The sequence below is a fragment of the Rhodococcus sp. NPDC060086 genome (assembly GCF_042730275.1).
Classification (GTDB): Bacteria; Actinomycetota; Actinomycetes; order Mycobacteriales; family Mycobacteriaceae; genus Rhodococcus.
The window spans coordinates 1-17,367 of record NZ_JBHWWZ010000077.1; the positions used below are offsets into that span (position 1 = coordinate 1).

General features: G+C 65.6%; 14 protein-coding genes. 2 read left to right on the forward strand and 12 right to left on the reverse strand.

Going from position 1 to position 17,367, the window contains the following annotated elements; all coding sequences use genetic code 11:
• A partial coding sequence (locus ACFWB0_RS24565; RefSeq protein WP_378493009.1) for a DUF222 domain-containing protein occupies nt 1-459 on the forward strand: 459 nt, incomplete at its 5' end.
• Between the two features lie 70 nt (nt 460-529).
• On the opposite strand, the gene atzF is transcribed toward ACFWB0_RS24565, so the two are convergent.
• From atzF to ACFWB0_RS24625, 12 genes are all read right to left on the reverse strand, one after another.
• Nucleotides 530-2,248 carry an allophanate hydrolase gene (atzF, locus tag ACFWB0_RS24570; RefSeq protein WP_378493010.1) on the reverse strand — a complete coding sequence of 573 codons (1,719 nt, stop codon included), beginning with the start codon at nt 2,246-2,248 and terminating at the stop codon, nt 530-532.
• Entirely contained in the window at nt 2,245-5,853 is a 3,609-nt protein-coding gene (uca, locus tag ACFWB0_RS24575; RefSeq protein WP_378493011.1) for an urea carboxylase, read from the reverse strand. The genes atzF and uca overlap by 4 nt, the downstream gene beginning before the upstream one ends.
• Before the next feature lie 248 nt (nt 5,854-6,101).
• A complete protein-coding gene (locus ACFWB0_RS24580; RefSeq protein ID WP_378493012.1) occupies nt 6,102-6,641 on the reverse strand; it encodes a carboxymuconolactone decarboxylase family protein in 540 nt (179 codons plus the stop codon).
• A 67-nt stretch (nt 6,642-6,708) separates the two neighbouring features.
• Nucleotides 6,709-7,395: a GntR family transcriptional regulator gene (locus tag ACFWB0_RS24585; protein ID WP_378493013.1), complete on the reverse strand. Its 687-nt coding sequence runs from the start codon at nt 7,393-7,395 to the stop codon at nt 6,709-6,711.
• Nucleotides 7,395-8,087 (reverse strand): urea ABC transporter ATP-binding subunit UrtE, encoded by a 693-nt coding sequence (gene urtE / locus ACFWB0_RS24590; protein ID WP_378493014.1) that lies wholly within the window; start codon nt 8,085-8,087, stop codon nt 7,395-7,397. The genes ACFWB0_RS24585 and urtE overlap by 1 nt, the downstream gene beginning before the upstream one ends.
• Before the next feature lies 1 nt (nt 8,088).
• Nucleotides 8,089-8,871, reverse strand: coding sequence for an urea ABC transporter ATP-binding protein UrtD (urtD, locus tag ACFWB0_RS24595; RefSeq protein ID WP_378493015.1), 783 nt, complete (start codon nt 8,869-8,871; stop codon nt 8,089-8,091).
• Nucleotides 8,868-9,992: an urea ABC transporter permease subunit UrtC gene (urtC, locus tag ACFWB0_RS24600; RefSeq protein ID WP_378493016.1), complete on the reverse strand. Its 1,125-nt coding sequence runs from the start codon at nt 9,990-9,992 to the stop codon at nt 8,868-8,870. The genes urtD and urtC overlap by 4 nt, the downstream gene beginning before the upstream one ends.
• Nucleotides 9,992-10,876, reverse strand: a complete 885-nt coding sequence (urtB, locus tag ACFWB0_RS24605) for an urea ABC transporter permease subunit UrtB (RefSeq protein ID WP_378493017.1) — start codon at nt 10,874-10,876, stop codon at nt 9,992-9,994. Before urtB ends, urtC begins: the two co-directional genes overlap by 1 nt.
• Before the next feature lie 30 nt (nt 10,877-10,906).
• A complete protein-coding gene (gene urtA, locus ACFWB0_RS24610; protein WP_378493018.1) occupies nt 10,907-12,175 on the reverse strand; it encodes an urea ABC transporter substrate-binding protein in 1,269 nt (422 codons plus the stop codon).
• 276 nt (nt 12,176-12,451) lie between these two features.
• Nucleotides 12,452-12,853 carry a TIGR03618 family F420-dependent PPOX class oxidoreductase gene (locus tag ACFWB0_RS24615; protein WP_378493019.1) on the reverse strand — a complete coding sequence of 134 codons (402 nt, stop codon included), beginning with the start codon at nt 12,851-12,853 and terminating at the stop codon, nt 12,452-12,454.
• Between the two features lie 15 nt (nt 12,854-12,868).
• A complete protein-coding gene (gene ramB / locus ACFWB0_RS24620) occupies nt 12,869-14,281 on the reverse strand; it encodes an acetate metabolism transcriptional regulator RamB (RefSeq protein WP_378493020.1) in 1,413 nt (470 codons plus the stop codon).
• Nucleotides 14,282-14,334: 53 nt separating this feature from the next.
• The gene (locus ACFWB0_RS24625) at nt 14,335-15,495 is read right to left on the reverse strand and encodes a globin domain-containing protein (RefSeq protein WP_378493021.1); all 1,161 of its coding nucleotides are present in this window, start codon (nt 15,493-15,495) and stop codon (nt 14,335-14,337) included.
• Nucleotides 15,496-16,019: 524 nt separating this feature from the next.
• On the opposite strand from ACFWB0_RS24625, the gene aceA reads away from it, so the two are divergent.
• On the forward strand, nt 16,020-17,309 hold the full coding sequence (gene aceA, locus ACFWB0_RS24630) for an isocitrate lyase (protein WP_378493022.1): 1,290 nt from the start codon (nt 16,020-16,022) through the stop codon (nt 17,307-17,309).
• The last annotated feature ends 58 nt before the right edge of the window (nt 17,310-17,367 follow it).

Consider the following 17,367-nt stretch of genomic DNA (forward strand, 5'->3'; position numbering starts at 1 on the left):
AAAGAACTGTTCACCCACAGTCCCGAGCACGGGTATGCGACCGAGCCCTGGGCGGGCCCGTTGTCGATCGATGCCGCCCGGATGCTCGCCTGCGACTGCCAGGTCACCCGGATCCTGCTCGACGAACACGGCGTACCGCTGGCACACGGGCAGACCCGCCGCACCGCAAGCAGGGAGCAGCGACGCGCTCTGGCGGTCCGAGATGGCGGATGTGCCTTCCCCGGGTGTTCGACATCGCCCGCGTGGGCGGCTGCGCACCATATTCATCATTGGGTCGACGGCGGTGATACCGACCTCGACAATCTGGTGATGTTATGCGGACATCACCACCGGTTGATGCATCACACAGACTGGCACGTGGAAATCACGGAAGAGCGGCGGCCGCAGTTCATTCCACCGGCCAGTCTCGATCTGTTCCGGACACCGATCCCGGGGAACAGACCGGACCTGGTCGCCTAGCTCCACAACAGAACACGACAACAGCCACCGTCACCAGGGCACCCGTGTGCCCTGGCAACGGCGAGTGCGCTCAGGCCATTCGCAGGTACTCCACCCAGCCGCCGAACTCGGTGATGTCCGCGCCGTCCGCGGATGCATCCTGGGTGCACCCGAATCCGACCACCCAGCGGCCGTCCGCCAGTTCGACGCTCGTCAGTGTCATCGGGGCGGGCAGGGCCGCGAGGAACCGGCCGAGACCGGCTTCGGATACACGGAACAATTCGCCGACGATCGACGCGCCCTCGCCTGGGCGGTGCCGCACCAGGCCCGGCTTGGGTGGTGTGGTGTTCAGTGCCATCAGCCGGTACGCGTCAGAGGTATACACCTGCTCGGAGAAGCGGGCACCGAGGTCCTCGAGCTGGAAATGCAACGGCTGGCCCAGCAGGTGTGCTCCGAACACCGCGAGCTCGACGCCGGAGTCGACGAACCGTGGTGCCTCGACACCGGTGAGACGCGCCGCGATGTCCACGGCCACCTGATCGTCGAACGCGGGCACGACCGCCATCACACCGAACGGATGCCCCTCCGGCGTGGGCACACCAGGCACCGCGACCGCAGCCATGTCGAGCAGATTGCAGAAATTGGTGTAGGTACCCATCCTGCGGTTGATTTCCACCGGGTCGGCCTGCACCGCAGCGATTGTCGGATGCTCCGTGGTGGTGGGTAGCAGGAGACCGTCGAAGCCCTCGAGCACCGCGCGCGCGTATGCCCGCGTGTGAACCAGAGAATCGAGGTCGGTCACGAGTTCGTGCGCAGCCGGTTTCTGTGCCGACGCGACGATCGCTGCGACGGTGGGATCTGCGCCTGCCCGCTCGGTGTCGAGGAATGTGCCGACGGCCGCGTAGCGTTCGGCGACCAGCGCCCCGTCGTACAACAGGGTTGCGGCGTCGAGGAGCGGGGAGATGTCGACCTCGGTGATCTCGATGCCCGACCGGCGGGCTTCGTCCACGGTCGCATCGAATGCGTCGCGGTACTCGGCGCACAGCGCGGTGAGATCCTCCGGTCGAGGCACGGCGAGCCGGATCTGTGCGGGAGCGGCGAGTCGTACGTCGGTGGGCCATGTGCGACTGCGCGGATCGCGTTCGTCCGGTGCCGCCATCACCGCAGCAGCCTTCGTTGCGAGGTCGAGAGACTCCGCGAGCACGGTGAGGCAGTCGTAGTCGACGCACGCGGGCACCACTCCGTGCGTCGGAATCACCCCGAGCGTGGCCTTGATGCCGACGATGCCGTGCAGAGCGGCGGGGACGCGACCGGACCCTGCTGTGTCGGTGCCGATTCCGATGTCGGCGATACCGAGGCCGACGGCAGCGGCGGAACCCGAACTCGATCCGCCGGAGATCCGTGCGGGATCCCACGCGCAGCGCACGGCGCCGTACGGACTGCGGGTTCCCACGAGACCGGTCGCGAACTGGTCGAGATTGGTTTTCCCGAGAACCACCGCTCCCGCGTCGATCAGGCGGGAGACCCCCGACGCCGTCGTCTGGTGTGTGTATGCGAACTCGGGGCAGCCCGCGGTGGTCGGCAAGCCGGCTACATCCACGTTGTCCTTGACCGCGACCACGAACCCCGCGAGCGGAAGCGTCTCGCCCGCCGCGACACGTGCGTCGACGGCGGCGGCGTCGGCGAGGATGTCGGTCGCGTCGCGCAACGTGATCCACACCTCGGGGCGGTCGACCTCCTCGATACGGCTCAGTGCACGTCGTGCGCGGTCGGTCGCGGTCGCGGTGGAAGTGACGACATCGGTGGTCATTCGACAGGTCCGATCACGAGAAGGGGGGTGCCCGGCGCTACCTTCGCGCCCGGAGCGACGAGCACCTTCAGGACTGTTCCGGCCCGTTCGCTGCGGACCGGCATTTCGAGTTTCATCGCCTCGAGGATCACGGCAGTGGTGTCGGCGTCGACGAACTGCCCTTCGGTCACCTCGACGCGCCACACGTTACCGACGAGAGACGCCTCGACGACGGTGGAACCGTCCGGCATCCCGGCCAGTGGGTCGGCTGTGGTGGAGACCTCGATAGGTGCGGCCTCGACGCGGTCGAACTCGCCGGAGTCGTGCCACGCCTTCTTCTCGATCTCGAAGGCGGCGGACTGCTTCGCGTCGAACTCGGCGATGGACTCGGCGTTGTTCTCCAGGAACCGGAGATGGTCTGCGAGAGCGAATGTTCCCTCCGCGATGTCGGCGTCGAACCGCCCGGCCTTCGACGCGGCCCGGTACTCGAGTAGTTGTTCGGGGGAGACGGGCTCCCACACGATGCGGTCGAAGAATCGGAACAGCCAGGGCTTACCGTCCTCGAACGGTCCGGTCTGCCGGTAACCGGACCAGATCGGCACTGTGCGACCGACCAGTTGGTAGCCGCCGGGCGATTCCATCCCGTAGACGCAGAGGTACTTACCGCCGATACCCACGGCATCCGACGGTGTCCACGTCCGGGCCGGGTTGTACTTGGTGGTCACGAGTCGATGACGCGGATCGAGCGGAACAGCAAGAGGCGCACCGAGATACACGTCGCCGAGGCCGAGGACGAGATATTCGGCATCGAACACGGTGTCGCGGACCTCGTCCACGGAGTCGAGACCGTTGATGCGACGGATGAACTCGATGTTGGACGGAAGCCACGGGGCGTCGTCGCGCACCCCGCTGCGATACCGCGACAGTGCCTCGGAGATCGACGGGTCGTCGAACGAGAGCGGGAGTCGGACCGTGCGGCTGGGCACCACCAGATCGTGGGTGGCGGGCAGTTCGACTTCGAGATCCTGGAGCACACCGAGCAGCCGGTACTGGGGGAGGATGTCGGGGTCGAAGTGGAGGTGCAGCGACCGTACACCCGGGGTGACGTCGATGATGCCGGGCACGTGCGTCGCGGCCAGTGCTTCGGACAAGGCATGGACGCGCATCCGCAGGCCGAGGTCGAGGGTCATCTCGCCGTACTCGACAAGGATGTTGTCGTCGCCGCCGCGCAGGTACGCCACCTCGGGTCGGTCGAGCATCGTTGCGAAGTGGCCGAGGCGCCCGCCGTCCAGCGTCGTACGCGCAGCGATCGGTGGCACATCGACGGCGCGGATCGCACCGTGGCGGAGGGCGACGGCGTCCTCGTCGGAGACAGGCACGAACCGAATGGAGTCGCCTGGGCGGATCTGGCCGAGCTTCCAGCGATGTCCCGACACCACGGTCAGTGGGCACGCGAAACCGCCGAGGCTCGGGCCGTCGGGGCCCAGGAGGATCGGTGTGTCGCCGGAGACGTTGAGGGCCCCGACGCTGTACGGGTTGTCGTGCAGGTTCGACGGGTGCAGCCCGGCGTCGCCGCCGTCGGTGCGCGACCACGTCGGCTTGGGGCCGTCCAACCGGATGCCGGTGCGGTTGGCGTGGGTCTGCACGGTCCACCTCGCGTCGTAGAACTGCGCCATGTCCTCGGGAGAGAAATAGGCGGGTGCGGGCTGCGGGCCCTCGGTCACCGCGAGATGCCAGGTATGACCGAATTCGGGTCGCTGATCGTCGGGTACGGGCGCCGGGTCGGTGACGGCGTCGGCGTCGGCGAGGCCGAGGACATCGCCGGTGGCGATCGCCGCGCCCGTGAGCCCGCCGAAACCGCCGAGCGTGAACGTGGATGCGCTGCCGTGAAAGAGTGGCACGTCGAGCCCGCCGCGTACCGCCACGTAGGTGCGAAGCCCCACTTTGGCCGGAGTCCCGATGTCGAGCGCCCCGCCGGCGGGCACCTCGATGGGCTCCCACATCGATATGGGCTCGCCGTCGAGCGTGATGTTCGTGGGTGCTCCGGTGACGCACACAACCGTGGAATCGGAGAAGCTCAATCGTGGTCCCTGGAGCGTACATTCGATCGCGGCGGTGCCTTCGGCGTTGCCGACCGCGATATTCGCAGTGCGCAGCGACAGATCGTCCATCGGCCCGGACGGGGGAATTCCGACTTCCCACAACCCCGTTCGGCCGGGGAAATCCTGGATGGTGGTCATGGTGCCTGCGCGCAGGACGTCGATACGTCGGCGGGTGCCGGGGATGCCGGCGAGGGTGGCGGTGGTGTGCTCGGCGTACAGGACGGACGGCTCCGTGCAGATCGTCTGCAGCAGAGCCAGGTTCGTCTGGACCCCGTAGATATCGGTGTCGTCGAGCACCTCCGCCAGTCCTGCGAACGCGGTGCGGCGGGATTCGCCGCGCACGATCACCTTCGCGATCATCGGGTCGTAGAACGAGCTGATCTCGGTACCGGTGTCGACCCACGTCTCGATGCGGGTGTGGGCGGGGAACTCGACGTGTGTGAGCAGGCCGGAACTGGGCCGGTAGTCCCGGCCGGGATCCTCCGCGTACACGCGGGCCTCCACGGCGTGGCCGGTGATCTCGGGTCCCGAATCGGGCACCGCGTCGAGCAAGGTGGTCTCACCGCCGGCGAGACGCAGCATCCATTCGACGAGGTCCACGCCGGTCACCTCTTCGGTGACCGGATGCTCCACCTGCAGACGAGTGTTCATCTCGAGAAACGACACCTCGCCGCGCGAGGTGTCGTACACGAATTCGACGGTGCCTGCCGAGCGGTACTGCACCGACGACGCGAGAGCCCGCGACGACGAGAGCATCTGCTCGACGATCTCGTCGGGCAGGTTCGGTGCGGGGGCCTCCTCGACGACCTTCTGGTTGCGTCGCTGCAGCGAGCAATCACGCGTGCCGAGGCTGACGGTGCGGCCCAGGCCGTCGCCGAACACCTGGACTTCGACGTGACGGGCGTGGGCGATGAACCGTTCGAGGAAGACACCTGACGACGAGAAGTTCGCCGACGCGAGCCGCAGAACCCTGTCGTACGCCTCGCGCAGGTCGTCGGGGCCGTGACAGGCCTGCATGCCGATACCACCGCCGCCGCCGACGGCTTTGAGCATCACCGGGTATCCGATGTCGTCCGCTGCGGCGAGAGCCTCGTCGACAGAACCGAGCAGGCCGCTTCCGGCAACGAGGGGGACCCCCACGGCGCGTGCTGCCTCACGTGCTGTGTGCTTGTCGCCGAATACACGCAACTGGTCAGCGGTCGGGCCGACGAACGCGATCCCGGCGGCTTCACACGCGGTCGCGAACTCGGTGTTCTCGGAGAGGAATCCGTAACCGGGGTGAATTGCGCCTGCTCCGGAGGTGAGTGCCGCCTCGATCACGAGGTCGGCGCGAAGATACGACTCTGCGGCGGGCGCCGGACCGAGACGCACGGCCATGTCTGCCGCTTCGACATGTGCAGCGGACGCATCGGCATCCGAATACACCGCCACGGTCTTCAATCCCATCAGGTGCGCGGTGCGCATGATGCGGCACGCGATTTCACCGCGATTCGCGACGAGAAGGGTGTCGAATCCGAATGCCACGGCGTGCTCCTTCGAAGTGGGCGGGCGAACAACGTCCACAAGGCACAGCGCGGAAATGAATGTGCCGCTGCTGTATCCGTCGTTGTGGACACTGCTGTATACGCTATGGGCCCGGTGTTTCGTCCCGGTTTCCTGCGGTAAAGCGCCGGTTAGGAAGAGCTGTCACCGCTGGTGCAGGGGGGAGTACTCGATGCCGGAAGCGGCCGGCACGTCGAAAGGAGCCGGCACATCGAAAGAAGACAGGAGCGTTATTCGCTGCCGAAGTCGCGGTCGAGACGAAGCACACCGATGGTGGTGGCGAGACCGTCGTATTGCGTGACCAGGAGGCAGAACTCGATCATGCGTCGATCGTCGAAGAACTCCGCGAGCGCCGTCCACGTCTCGTCGGTGAGGTTGCGAGTGCCGATCAGCTCGTCGACCGCGGTCAGGAGTGCGCGCTGACGTCGGCTCAGGCCATCAGCCGACGGTCCGGTGACGATCCGTTCGCGGATCTCGTCGTGGATCCCGGCGCGACGGCCGAGACGCGTGTGGTGATCGAATTCGTAGTCGCAGCGGCGAAGGTGGGCCACACGCAGAATGACCATCTCGGCTTCGAATCTGCTCAGCTTGCCGAACGGCATGAGCATGCCCGAGTAGTGCAGCCAACCGCGGAACAAGCGACCCGATCGGCCCAGTGTGCTGAACAGGTGCGCGTCGGGTGTGCCTGCGGCGCGTGACAGCGCCTTCCACACAACCCAGTTGATCGGACCGAGTTCCTTCAGCCGTCCGGGCCGGATTCGTGGCGTCACGGTCGTAGTGTGCATGAGAGGCGGCCATCAGTCACGCGCGACACGTGCCCGTCATTCCCACCTACTCTCAGTCACGGAGCGCCTGCGCGAAGCGCGCCATTGCACGGGCTTCCTCTGCGCGCCTGATCACGACGTCCCGGGAAGTGTCGATGTGGCCGAGCAGTACTTGGTGTGCATCGTCGAGTTTGCCGTCGAGCAGCAGTTCGGCCACCGCGATGTGCTCGTCGATGGTCGCTGTCATGCGGTCCGGAGTCAGGTAGTCGAACATTCGCACCGGCCGGACCTTGCCGTTCACTGTGACGAGTGCGTCGCGCAGCGCGCGGTTGCCGGACGACGCGAGTACCGCCAGGTGATACTGCTCGTCGAGCTCGACGAAACCGGCGTCGGGGGCGGGTGGGCTACTGCGCAGCAGGTACCAGCGTTCGAGTTCCGGGCCGAGGACGGCGGGATCGTGACGGATCGTCGGGTTCTCGAGTGCGCGACGAATCCCGTGCAGCTCGAGGGTGATGCGCAGTTCGTACAGGTCGGCGAGGTCGTCGAAGCGGGGGCGATACGGGAACAGGCCACTGGTGCGGCGCTCCACGAGCCCGTCGGAGACCAGCCTGGCCAATGCTTCCCGCACCGGTGTGCGCGACACGGCGTAGCGATCGGCGAGCCTTTCCTCGCCGAGGCGTTCGTCGGCCGCGAGGCTGCCGGACATCAGGTCGTCGCGCAACGCCCGATACACCCGGTCGCGGTGTGTGCCGGTCGGCATCAGATCGCCATGGCTTCGCGGACAGTGTGTGCTGCGTCGGCGCCGCCGTCGCCGGTGGAGGTGACGCGGCCGGATTCGACGACGTAATAGCGCAGGGCGTTGTCGAGGGCGAATCCGATGTGCTGTTCGACGAGCAGCACCCCGAGTTCCCCGGAGCGGCTGAGTTCGACGATGGTGTTCTCGATCTCTGCGACGACGGACGGCTGGATGCCTTCGGTGGGTTCGTCGAGGATGAGCATGCGCGGTTCGGTGATGAGCGCCCGCGCGATCGCGAGCTGTTGTCGCTGACCACCGGACAGCAGACCGGCGCGTCGGTCGAGGAGGGGGACGAGCGCGGGGAAGAGATCGAGCATGTCGGCGATCAGCTTCTTGCCGTTCTTGCGTCCGTCGGCGACGACCTGCAGGTTCTCGGCGCAGGTGAGCTGACCGAACGACTGCTGGCCCTGCGGCACATAGGCGAGTCCGCGTGCGACACGGGCGGCGGGGCGCAGTCCGGTGATGTCCTCGCCGTCGAAGAGGATCTTTCCTCGCGTGACGGGCAGCAATCCGACCGCTGCACGCAGAAGCGTGGTCTTGCCTGCGCCGTTGTGACCCATCACGGCGACGACACCGTCCCGGGGTACGTCGAGGGAGACACCGTGGATGATCTCGGTGCGCCCGTATGCGATGCGCACATCGACGAGTTCGAGCATCTCACGCCTCCTGTACTGCAGCGGTGGTCCCGAGGTAGACCTCCTGGACCTGCGGATTGTTCTGTACTTCCTCGACGGTGCCGTCGGCGATGACCTTGCCGCGGGCGAGCACCGTCACCGAGGTCGCGAACGCGCGCATGAAGTCCATGTCGTGTTCGACGACCACCACTGTGCGCTGCGCGCCGATCCGGCGGAGCAAGTGCCCGGTCTCTTCGCGTTCATCGCCGCTCATGCCTGCGACGGGTTCGTCGAGGAGCAGCACGTCGGCGTTCTGCACGAGCAGCATCCCGACCTCGAGCCACTGCTTCTGGCCGTGGGCGAGGATCCCCGCGGGTGTGTCGCGGTGCGCGGTCAAACCGATAGTCTCGAGGGCCTGCTCGATCTCGGGGAGTACATCCTTGCGTCGGCGGAGCAGCTGCCACGTTGAGCGGCCGGCGCCGGCCGCGATGTCGAGATTCTGCAGCACCGACAGTTCCTCGAACACCGACGCGGTCTGGAAGGTGCGGCCGACGCCGAGACGCGCGATCTTGTGGGTCTTCTTGCCGAGCAGTTCGACACCGGATCTGGTGACCGACCCGGTTGCGGGGACGAGACCGGTGACAGCGTCGACGAGTGTCGTCTTGCCGGCACCGTTGGGGCCGATGAGGAACCGCAGGTCGCCCTGGAACAGTGTCAGATCGACGCCGTCGACGGCGGTGAACCCGTCGAATTCGACACGCAGATCACGTATTTCGAGATACTCGGCGGACATACCTGCGTTGCCGCCGTATTCGGGTGCACTCATCGGGCCGGCTCCAATTCGGGTTCGGACGAGGACGCCGTCTGATCGTCGGCGGAATTCGCCTTCGCGCGACGTCGGCGAAGCGTGGCGAGCCCGGCGATGCCCGCGGGGAAGAAACCGATGACGACGATGAACAACAGGGCCTGTGCATACGTCCAGGCGGACGGGAAACTTTCCGACAGGGTGGTCTGGGCCCATGCGACACCGATCGCGCCGAGAACAGGGCCGAGCAGGGTGGTGCGACCGCCGATGGCGACACCGATGAGGAACGCGATCGAGGGGACGATTCCGACGTCTGCGGGGGAGATGATGCCGACGATGGGCACGAACATCGCACCTGCGATGCCGGCGAAGAACGCGGCGACGGTGTAGGCCACCACTTTGATGTTGGCGGGGTCGTATCCGAGAAACCGGACGCGTTCCTCCTGGTCGCGGACGGCAACGAGCAGTTCGCCGTAGCGAGACTGCATGAGCTGGCGGGTCGCGGCGACGACGAGCAGCAGGATCGCGGCAACGATGAAGAACAGCATCCGCTTGTTGACGGGATCCGACAGGTCGAACCCGAAGAAACTCCGGAAACGATTGAGACCGTTGGATCCTCCGGTGGACTGCTGCCCGATGAGCAGGATGGCGAAGGCTGCGGCGAGGGCCTGCGACAGGATCGCGAAGTAGGCACCCTTGACGCGACGCTTGAAGACGCCGAGACCGAGCACCAGGGCGACGAAGGCCGGGAGCAACGCGATCGCAAGGATGGTCACCAGCGGCGAGGAGAACGGCACCCAGTATGCGGGTAGTTCGCGGATGCCTGCGATCTGCATGAAGTCGGGGACGGTGTCGCCGCGGAGTTCGGCGTCGGCCATCTTCAGATGCATCGCCATGATGTAGGCGCCGAGACCGAAGAACACGCCCTGTCCGAGGGTGAGCATGCCGCCGCGGCCCCACGCGAGTCCGATGCCCACGGCCACGATCGCGAAGCACAGGAACTTGCCGAGCAGTCCGAGCCGGAAGTCGGACAGTACTGCGGGAGCGACGCCGAACAGCATCAGTGCGGCGAGAGCGAATCCGGCGGCTGTGCGCACGGGTCCGGGTCGGGTGAGGTCGCGGGCGTGGAAGGTCATCGACATCAGACCAGACTCCTTGTCTTGACCGCGAACAGGCCCTGCGGGCGGGCCTGGAGGAAGATCACGATGAGTACGAACACGATCACCTTCGCGATCGAGGCGGTGGTCGAGTATTCGATGAACGAGTTGAGCAGGCCGAGGGCGATTGCGGCGATGACGGCACCTTCGATACGGCCGAGACCGCCGATGACGACGACGAGGAACGCGTCGATCAGATAGGCAGACCCGATCGTCGGGCTCGTCGACCCGATGAGCGTCAGCGCGACCCCGGCCAGGCCCGCGAGCCCGGAGCCGAGGAAGAAGGTGGTCAGGTCGGTGCGGCGGGACGAGATCCCGACCGTCTCCGCGAGGTCGCGGTTCTGCACGACCGCGCGGATCCGTCGTCCCATCGGGGTGTACTTCATGGCGGTGATCAGGACGATCACGCACGCGGTGGCGAGTACGAGGATGAACAGGCGGGTTTTCGGGACCACCGCGCCGAGGATCTCGACGCCGCCGGAAAGCCACTCCGGTGCAACGACGTTGACGGCCGGTGCGCCGAAGATGTCGCGGGCGAGCTGCTGGAGGAGTAGTCCTACGCCGAATGTGACGAGCAGCGTGTCGAGGGGGCGGTGGTACATCCGCCTGATGAGGGTGACTTCCAGGAGGACGCCGAGTGCACCGCCGACGAGGAAGCCGACGAGGAGCGACACGAACAGGGATACGCCGGCGGACGAGATCACCTGCTGCACCACGAAAGCGGTGTAGCTACCGGCCATGATGAATTCGCCGTGGGCCATGTTGATGACGCCCATCTGACCGAACGTCAGCGACAGCCCCAGTGCTGCCAGCAGTAGGATCGAGCCGATACTCAATCCTGTGAACAACTGTCCTGCAACAATATCCATGTGGACACTCCTCGTCGACGGTGGTACCGGTCAGTTCCCGGAGAGGGACGCGGCCCAGTCGTAGGTCTCGAGGTACGGATCGGGATCGACCGGTCCGTCGGACTCCCAGATCGTGTAGATCAGGCCGTCGCCGCGGATCTCACCGATGCGGGCGGTCTTGGTGATGTGGTGGTTGTCGCCGTCGATCGTGACGGTGCCTTCGGGTGCTTCGAAACTCACCCCGTCGGCCGCTTCCTGAATCGCTGCGACATCGAACGATCCGGCCTTCTCGACGGTGTTCTTCCACAGGAATACCGAGGTGTAGGCGGCTTCCATGGGGTCGGACGTCGGTTTCGCATCACCGTACTTCGCCTTGTATTCCTCGACGAACGAGGTGTTCTCGGGTGACTCGACGGTCTGGTAGTAGTTCCACGCGGTGAGCTGGCCCTCGATGTTCTGCGCGCCGATACCCACGACCTCTTCTTCGGCGATGGAGACCGACACGACGGGCATGTCGGCGGCGGTGAGGCCGGCGTTCGTGTACTCGCGGAAGAACGCGACGTTGGAATCGCCGTTGAGCGTGTTGAACACGGCATCGGCGTCGGCGGTGCGAACCTTGTTGACGATGGTGGAGAAGTCGGTCGAGCCGAGCGGGGTGTAGTCCTCACCCTTGATCTCGATGCCGTTCGCATCGGCGTAGGCGCGGATGATCCGGTTCGCGGTCTGCGGGAACACGTAGTCGCTGCCCACGAGGTACAGGGACTTCACGCCCTGCTCCTTCAGGTAGTCGAGTGCGGGGACGATCTGCTGGTTGGTCGTCGCCCCGGTGTAGAAGATGTTCGACGACGACTCGAGGCCTTCGTACTGGACGGGGTAGTACAGCAACGAATTCCGGTCTTCGAACACCGGCAGCATCGCCTTACGGCTCGACGACGTCCAGCCGCCGAATACTGCTGCGACACAGTCGGAGCTGATGAGCTTCTCGGCCTTCTCCGCGAACACGGTGGGCTCGGAGGCGCCGTCTTCCGCGACGATCCGGATCTGCTTGCCGAGTACCCCACCGTCGGCATTGATCTGCTCGACGGCCAGGGCGATCGAATCACGCACGGTGACCTCGGAGATCGCCATGGTGCCGGACAGCGAGTTCAAGGAGCCGACCTTGATGCTGTCGCCTGCGGTGTCGACGCACGACGCCGACGCAGAGGCGGATGCATCTCCGTTGGAGGTGTCGCCGGCTTTGCTTCCGCACGCGGTGAGTGTGAGTCCGACAGCGACCAGCGCTGCGGCGCTCGTGGCGAACTTGGATCGGGCAACTGTCATGGGGGTGTCCTTCGTGGAAGGGGACCGGGCGGCGTATACAGCGCTGTATCCGTGGATCCATACGATAGGCCGGAGTTATTGCGCCGGAGTGTCTCCCGGTGACCGTTCCGTGAAGTTGATGACGTCGTTGTTACGTCGTGCTCACACCCTTCTCGCGCGGAGATCGGCTATCCGCCGCTCGACGGACGCCGCTCGAGCCCGAAGCTGGTCGCGATCATTTCTGCTTTCCGCTGCCACGATCGCAGTCGCGGATAACCAATTTCCGCGCGGGAAGGGTCAGGCGGGGTCGAGTACGGAACCCATGACCCGCTCGACCGCGATCTCGATGACGACGCGCCGGGGGTTGGGGCGGGGTTCGCGATAGCGCGCGGCGTAGAGACGTTCGCCCTCGGCGACGGACTCACTGTCGCGTGCGACCCGTGCCGGGCCTTCCAACGTCAGCCACCGCCCGCCGTCGACGTGGCTGACGGAGGCATATCCGCTGCGTTCGGCGTTGAGCGTCTTCTGCGAACCTTCGAAGGTGATGACCCGGGCGAGGCCGGCCGTCGGATCCCACGTGAACCCGACCGCGACGACGTGAGGCGTCCCGTCCTTGCGCAACGTCGTGAGGGTTCCGAGGTGGTACTCGGACAGGAACTGGAGGGCCTTGTCGCCCAGTGCGTCGGGGGTGCGTGCCATGTGGGTAGAGGATACTCAGCGCACGAGGTACGGCGAGACGGAGCTGCGGTGTTCGTTGATGTCGATGTCCTTCCCGAGGGGAGGGAAGGCGCGCTGTGGGCAGTTCATCCGCTCGCACACTCGGCAGCCGGAGCCGATCGGAGTGCCGGGGTTCGACTCGTCGAGTTCGAGGCCTTCGGCGTAGACGAGGCGGTGCGCATGGCGGAGTTCACACCCGAGGCCGATCGCGAAAGTCTTCGACGGCTGCCCGAAGCGGGCGGCGCGGCGTTCGACGGTGCGCGCGACCCACAGGTAGCGACGGCCGTCCGGCATCTGCGCGATCTGCGTCATGATCTTGCCCGGGTATGCGAACGTCTCGTACACGTTCCACAGCGGGCAGGTGCCTCCGCTGGTCGAGAAATGGAAGCCGGTGGCTGATTGCCGTTTGGACATGTTGCCCGCCCGATCGACGCGGACGAACGAGAACGGTACACCGCGCAGTTTCGGACGTTGCAGCGTCGAGAGGCGATGCGCGACCGTTTCGTAACTCTGACCGTAGAACGCGGAGAGACGCTCGATGTCGTAGCGGAAGTCCTCGGCGATCTCGTGGAACTGCGAATAGGGGAGGATCAGCGCTGCTGCGAAATAGTTCGCGAGTCCGAGGCGTGCGAGCGCGCGCGACGAGTCGCTGGTGAATCCGCCGTCGTCGACGAGCTTGTCGATGAGTTCGCCGCACTCGAGGTAGGCGAGTTCGGTGGAGAGCTTGAACACCTGCTGTCCTCCGGACAGCTGCGGCGCGATCTCGAGCACCCGGGTCTCGGGGTCGTAGCGGTGCAGGACGTTCTCGCCGAGGTCGATGCGTTTGACAACCTGCACGTCGTGGACCGCGGCCATGCGTTTGGCGATCTCGCCACCCACATCGCCCCGGTGGAATCGGATCCGGTTGGCGAGCTCCTCGGCGGCGGTGTCGAGTTCGTGGAGATAGTTCTGCCGCTGGTAGAAGTAGTCGCGGACTTCCTCGTGCGGCATGGTGATCGCGCCACTTCCACTGCCATCGCTGTACCGGTCCTCGGTTGCGGCGGCGAGCTGTGCGGTGGTGTTGCGGAAGCGGCGGTGCATGTTCACCATCGCGCGTGCCAGGCCGGGGTGCGCCGCGACCATTTCGGCGATCTCCTGCGCATCGGATTCGATGCCCATCTCCTGGTCGAGCGCGACCTCACGCATCTCGGCGATCAGACGGGTGTCGTCCTCGGAGGAGAAGAACGTCGTGTCGACGCCGAACACTTCGCTGATCCGCAGCAGCACCGGCACGGTCAGGGGCCGGACGTCGTGTTCGATCTGATTGAGATAGCTCGCGGAAATCTCGAGTGTCTTGGCGAGTGCGGCTTGGCTGAGTCCACGCTCGGTCCGTAGCTGGCGCAGGCGGGCGCCGACGTAGGTCTTGGCCATTCGCCCAGCGTAAGACGCTCCTTCCAGCTTTGCAACGTAGGGTTCGCAGCTTGTTAAGGAACGGGTGTCTGCTCGCTCTCCAACCCCAGCCATGAGCCGGGAGCGAACGCTTCGAAATGGATAGATGCCGGCGACAGGCCTGCGGAGATCAGTTCGAGACGGATCGACCGCATGAACTCGACCGGACCGCACACGTAGGTATGCGCGTCGGTGGGCAGCGGGACTCGGGTCAGCGGGTTGCGGCCGTCGTCGTGCATGCCGTCGTAGTCGGTGTAGCGCAGGAAGAGCTCGGCGTTGGGCAATGCCTTCACGAGCGTGCTGAACTCGATGCGCCGCGCATGCTCGTAGGCGGACTTCTCCACGTGCACGATCGTCATCTCGCGCCCGGGATTGTATGTGGCCAGGTGTTGGAGGGTCGCCATGGTGTTGGTGACCCCGATTCCAGCGGAGATCAGGAGCAACGGTGCGTCGTCGTTGTCGATCACGACGCCGCCGAACGGGTGGGAGACGGCGAGCTGATCGCCGTCTTCGACCTTGTCCACGAGAATCGACGACACGAGTCCACCTCGCACCCGTCTGATCGACAGCGCCCACTCGCCGGACTGGCGGCCGTGGGTCACCGTGTACTGGCGGATCTGTTCGGTGCCGTCGGCGAAGCGAATGCGGACCGAGGTGTACTGGCCCGGGCGGTGGTTGCGGAACGGTTTGCCGTCGAGGGGCCGCAGGAACAGGGTCGCGGAGTGGGAGCCGTCGTACTCGCGCGCGGCAACGAGAGCCTGTCTCCACACCCGGCCGTCGGTCACGCCCGCATCCTGGTACAGCTGCGATTCCTGTTCGGCCAGGGAATTGGCCATGAGGGTGTAGACCTCGTTCCACGCGCCTGCCACCTGGGGAGTGACGGCGTCGCCGAGAACTTCTACGATCGCGGCGAACAGATGGGTGCGCACGACCTCGTAGAGGTCGGCCGTCACGCCCAAGGACGCGTGCTTGGCGGCGATCCTGGCCATGATCGCGTCGATATCGCTGGGCTCCCGGGTGACGAGCAGTGTGGCGAAGGACGCGACGGAGCTCGCAAGTGCCTGCTGCTGTGTGCGGTTCGCTTGATTCGACCTGTTGAACAGGTTGGTGCGCAATGAGGGGACCGCGGCGAACAGCTTCTGATAGAACACCTCGGAGATCACGCCGATGTGTGCCCCAATCACGGGCAGGGTCATCTCGATGATCGGTCGCGACGTGGGTGAAAGGATGACTGCTCCTCGGTTGTGCGGATGGCAACCGAAGCAGGCGCCGCGCAGCACTGCGCGACCGGCCCCGATCCGGTCGTGCGGCACATCGTACGACCGCCCGGTGTTTTCAAGGTCATTTACGTGGCGTGTGTACGCAACCAAATCCTGTGAAGGCGGTCACATCACAAATTCCGCGAGGGTCGGCCGAGCGGGTGGCCGTGACGAGACGCCGTATCGCACTGTCGGTGATCCGCGATACCGCAAAAGTCGAGGTCAATACTACCGACGGGTAACTTGCCTCGCTCGCTGCGCGGTCGTTGGTCTCACCATTGATTAGCAATCTTTGCAAAGTGCGGCGCGAAAATTGCCGAGATTGGCATTAGCAACAGGTAGCGGTGGATTTTGAGTTGTGTCATTGTCGTCTTGTACATCCGAATGGTCCGCAAAGGATGTGAAGTAGTACAGCCGTACTGCTGACGCCGAGCGGAGTAGATCTAGAGAGTGGAGCTTTGATGTCGACCACCGGCACCCCGAGGACCGCTGAAGAAATCCAGAAGGACTGGGACACCAACCCCCGCTGGAAGGGAATCACCCGCAGCTACACGGCCGAGCAGGTCGCCCAGCTGCAGGGCTCCGTCGTCGAGGAAGCCACCCTCGCTCGTCGTGGTTCGGAGATCCTGTGGGATCTCGTGAACAACGAGGATTACATCAACTCGCTGGGCGCCCTCACCGGCAACCAGGCCGTTCAGCAGGTCCGCGCCGGCCTGAAGGCCATCTACCTGTCCGGTTGGCAGGTGGCCGGCGACGCCAACCTGTCCGGCCACACCTACCCGGACCAGTCGCTGTACCCGGCGAACTCGGTTCCGCAGGTCGTTCGCCGCATCAACAACGCGCTGCTGCGCGCCGACGAGATCGCCAAGGTCGAGGGCGACACCTCCGTCGACAACTGGCTCGCTCCGATCGTCGCCGACGGTGAAGCCGGCTTCGGCGGCGCCCTCAACGTCTACGAGCTGCAGAAGGCCATGATCGCGTCCGGCGTTGCCGGTTCGCACTGGGAAGACCAGCTCGCGTCGGAGAAGAAGTGCGGTCACCTCGGTGGCAAGGTGCTCATCCCGACCCAGCAGCACATCCGCACCCTGACCTCGGCTCGCCTCGCGGCCGACGTCGCCGACGTCCCGACGGTCGTCATCGCCCGCACCGACGCCGAGGCCGCGACACTCATCACGTCCGACGTCGACGAGCGCGACCGCGAATTCCTCGACGGCACCCGCACGGCCGAGGGCTTCTACGGAGTCAAGAACGGCATCGAGCCCTGCATCGCTCGCGCCAAGGCCTACGCCCCGTACTCCGACCTCATCTGGATGGAGACCGGAGTGCCGGATCTCGAGGTCGCCAAGAAGTTCGCCGAGGCCGTCCGCAGCGAGTTCCCCGACCAGCTGCTGGCCTACAACTGCTCGCCGTCCTTCAACTGGAAGGCTCACCTGGACGACGCGACCATCGCGAAGTTCCAGAAGGAGCTCGGCGCGATGGGCTTCAAGTTCCAGTTCATCACCCTCGCCGGCTTCCACTCGCTCAACTACGGCATGTTCGACCTGGCTCACGGCTACGCCCGCGAGGGCATGACCGCCTTCGTCGACCTGCAGGAGCGCGAGTTCAAGGCTGCAGAGGAGCGCGGCTTCACCGCGATCAAGCACCAGCGTGAGGTCGGCGCAGGCTACTTCGACCGCATCGCCACCACGGTCGACCCGAACACCTCCACGGCTGCCCTGAAGGGCTCCACCGAGGAAGGCCAGTTCCACTAGGAGCCGACCACCTCTCCGGATCTCGGCGTACAACACCGGCGGCCCGCAACCTTCGTTG

What these genes read in the sequence shown, in the direction of transcription:
- atzF (WP_378493010.1), bottom strand. Translation starts at nt 2,248, where the DNA reads ATGACCACCGATGTCGTCACTTCCACCGCGACCGCGACCGACCGCGCA.
- ACFWB0_RS24585 (WP_378493013.1), bottom strand. Translation starts at nt 7,395, where the DNA reads ATGCCGACCGGCACACACCGCGACCGGGTGTATCGGGCGTTGCGCGAC.
- urtE (WP_378493014.1), bottom strand. Translation starts at nt 8,087, where the DNA reads ATGCTCGAACTCGTCGATGTGCGCATCGCATACGGGCGCACCGAGATC.
- urtD (WP_378493015.1), bottom strand. Translation starts at nt 8,871, where the DNA reads ATGAGTGCACCCGAATACGGCGGCAACGCAGGTATGTCCGCCGAGTAT.
- urtC (WP_378493016.1), bottom strand. Translation starts at nt 9,992, where the DNA reads ATGTCGATGACCTTCCACGCCCGCGACCTCACCCGACCCGGACCCGTG.
- urtB (WP_378493017.1), bottom strand. Translation starts at nt 10,876, where the DNA reads ATGGATATTGTTGCAGGACAGTTGTTCACAGGATTGAGTATCGGCTCG.
- urtA (WP_378493018.1), bottom strand. Translation starts at nt 12,175, where the DNA reads ATGACAGTTGCCCGATCCAAGTTCGCCACGAGCGCCGCAGCGCTGGTC.
- ACFWB0_RS24615 (WP_378493019.1), bottom strand. Translation starts at nt 12,853, where the DNA reads ATGGCACGCACCCCCGACGCACTGGGCGACAAGGCCCTCCAGTTCCTG.
- ramB (WP_378493020.1), bottom strand. Translation starts at nt 14,281, where the DNA reads ATGGCCAAGACCTACGTCGGCGCCCGCCTGCGCCAGCTACGGACCGAG.
- ACFWB0_RS24625 (WP_378493021.1), bottom strand. Translation starts at nt 15,495, where the DNA reads ATGACCCTGCCCGTGATTGGGGCACACATCGGCGTGATCTCCGAGGTG.
- aceA (WP_378493022.1), top strand. Translation starts at nt 16,020, where the DNA reads ATGTCGACCACCGGCACCCCGAGGACCGCTGAAGAAATCCAGAAGGAC.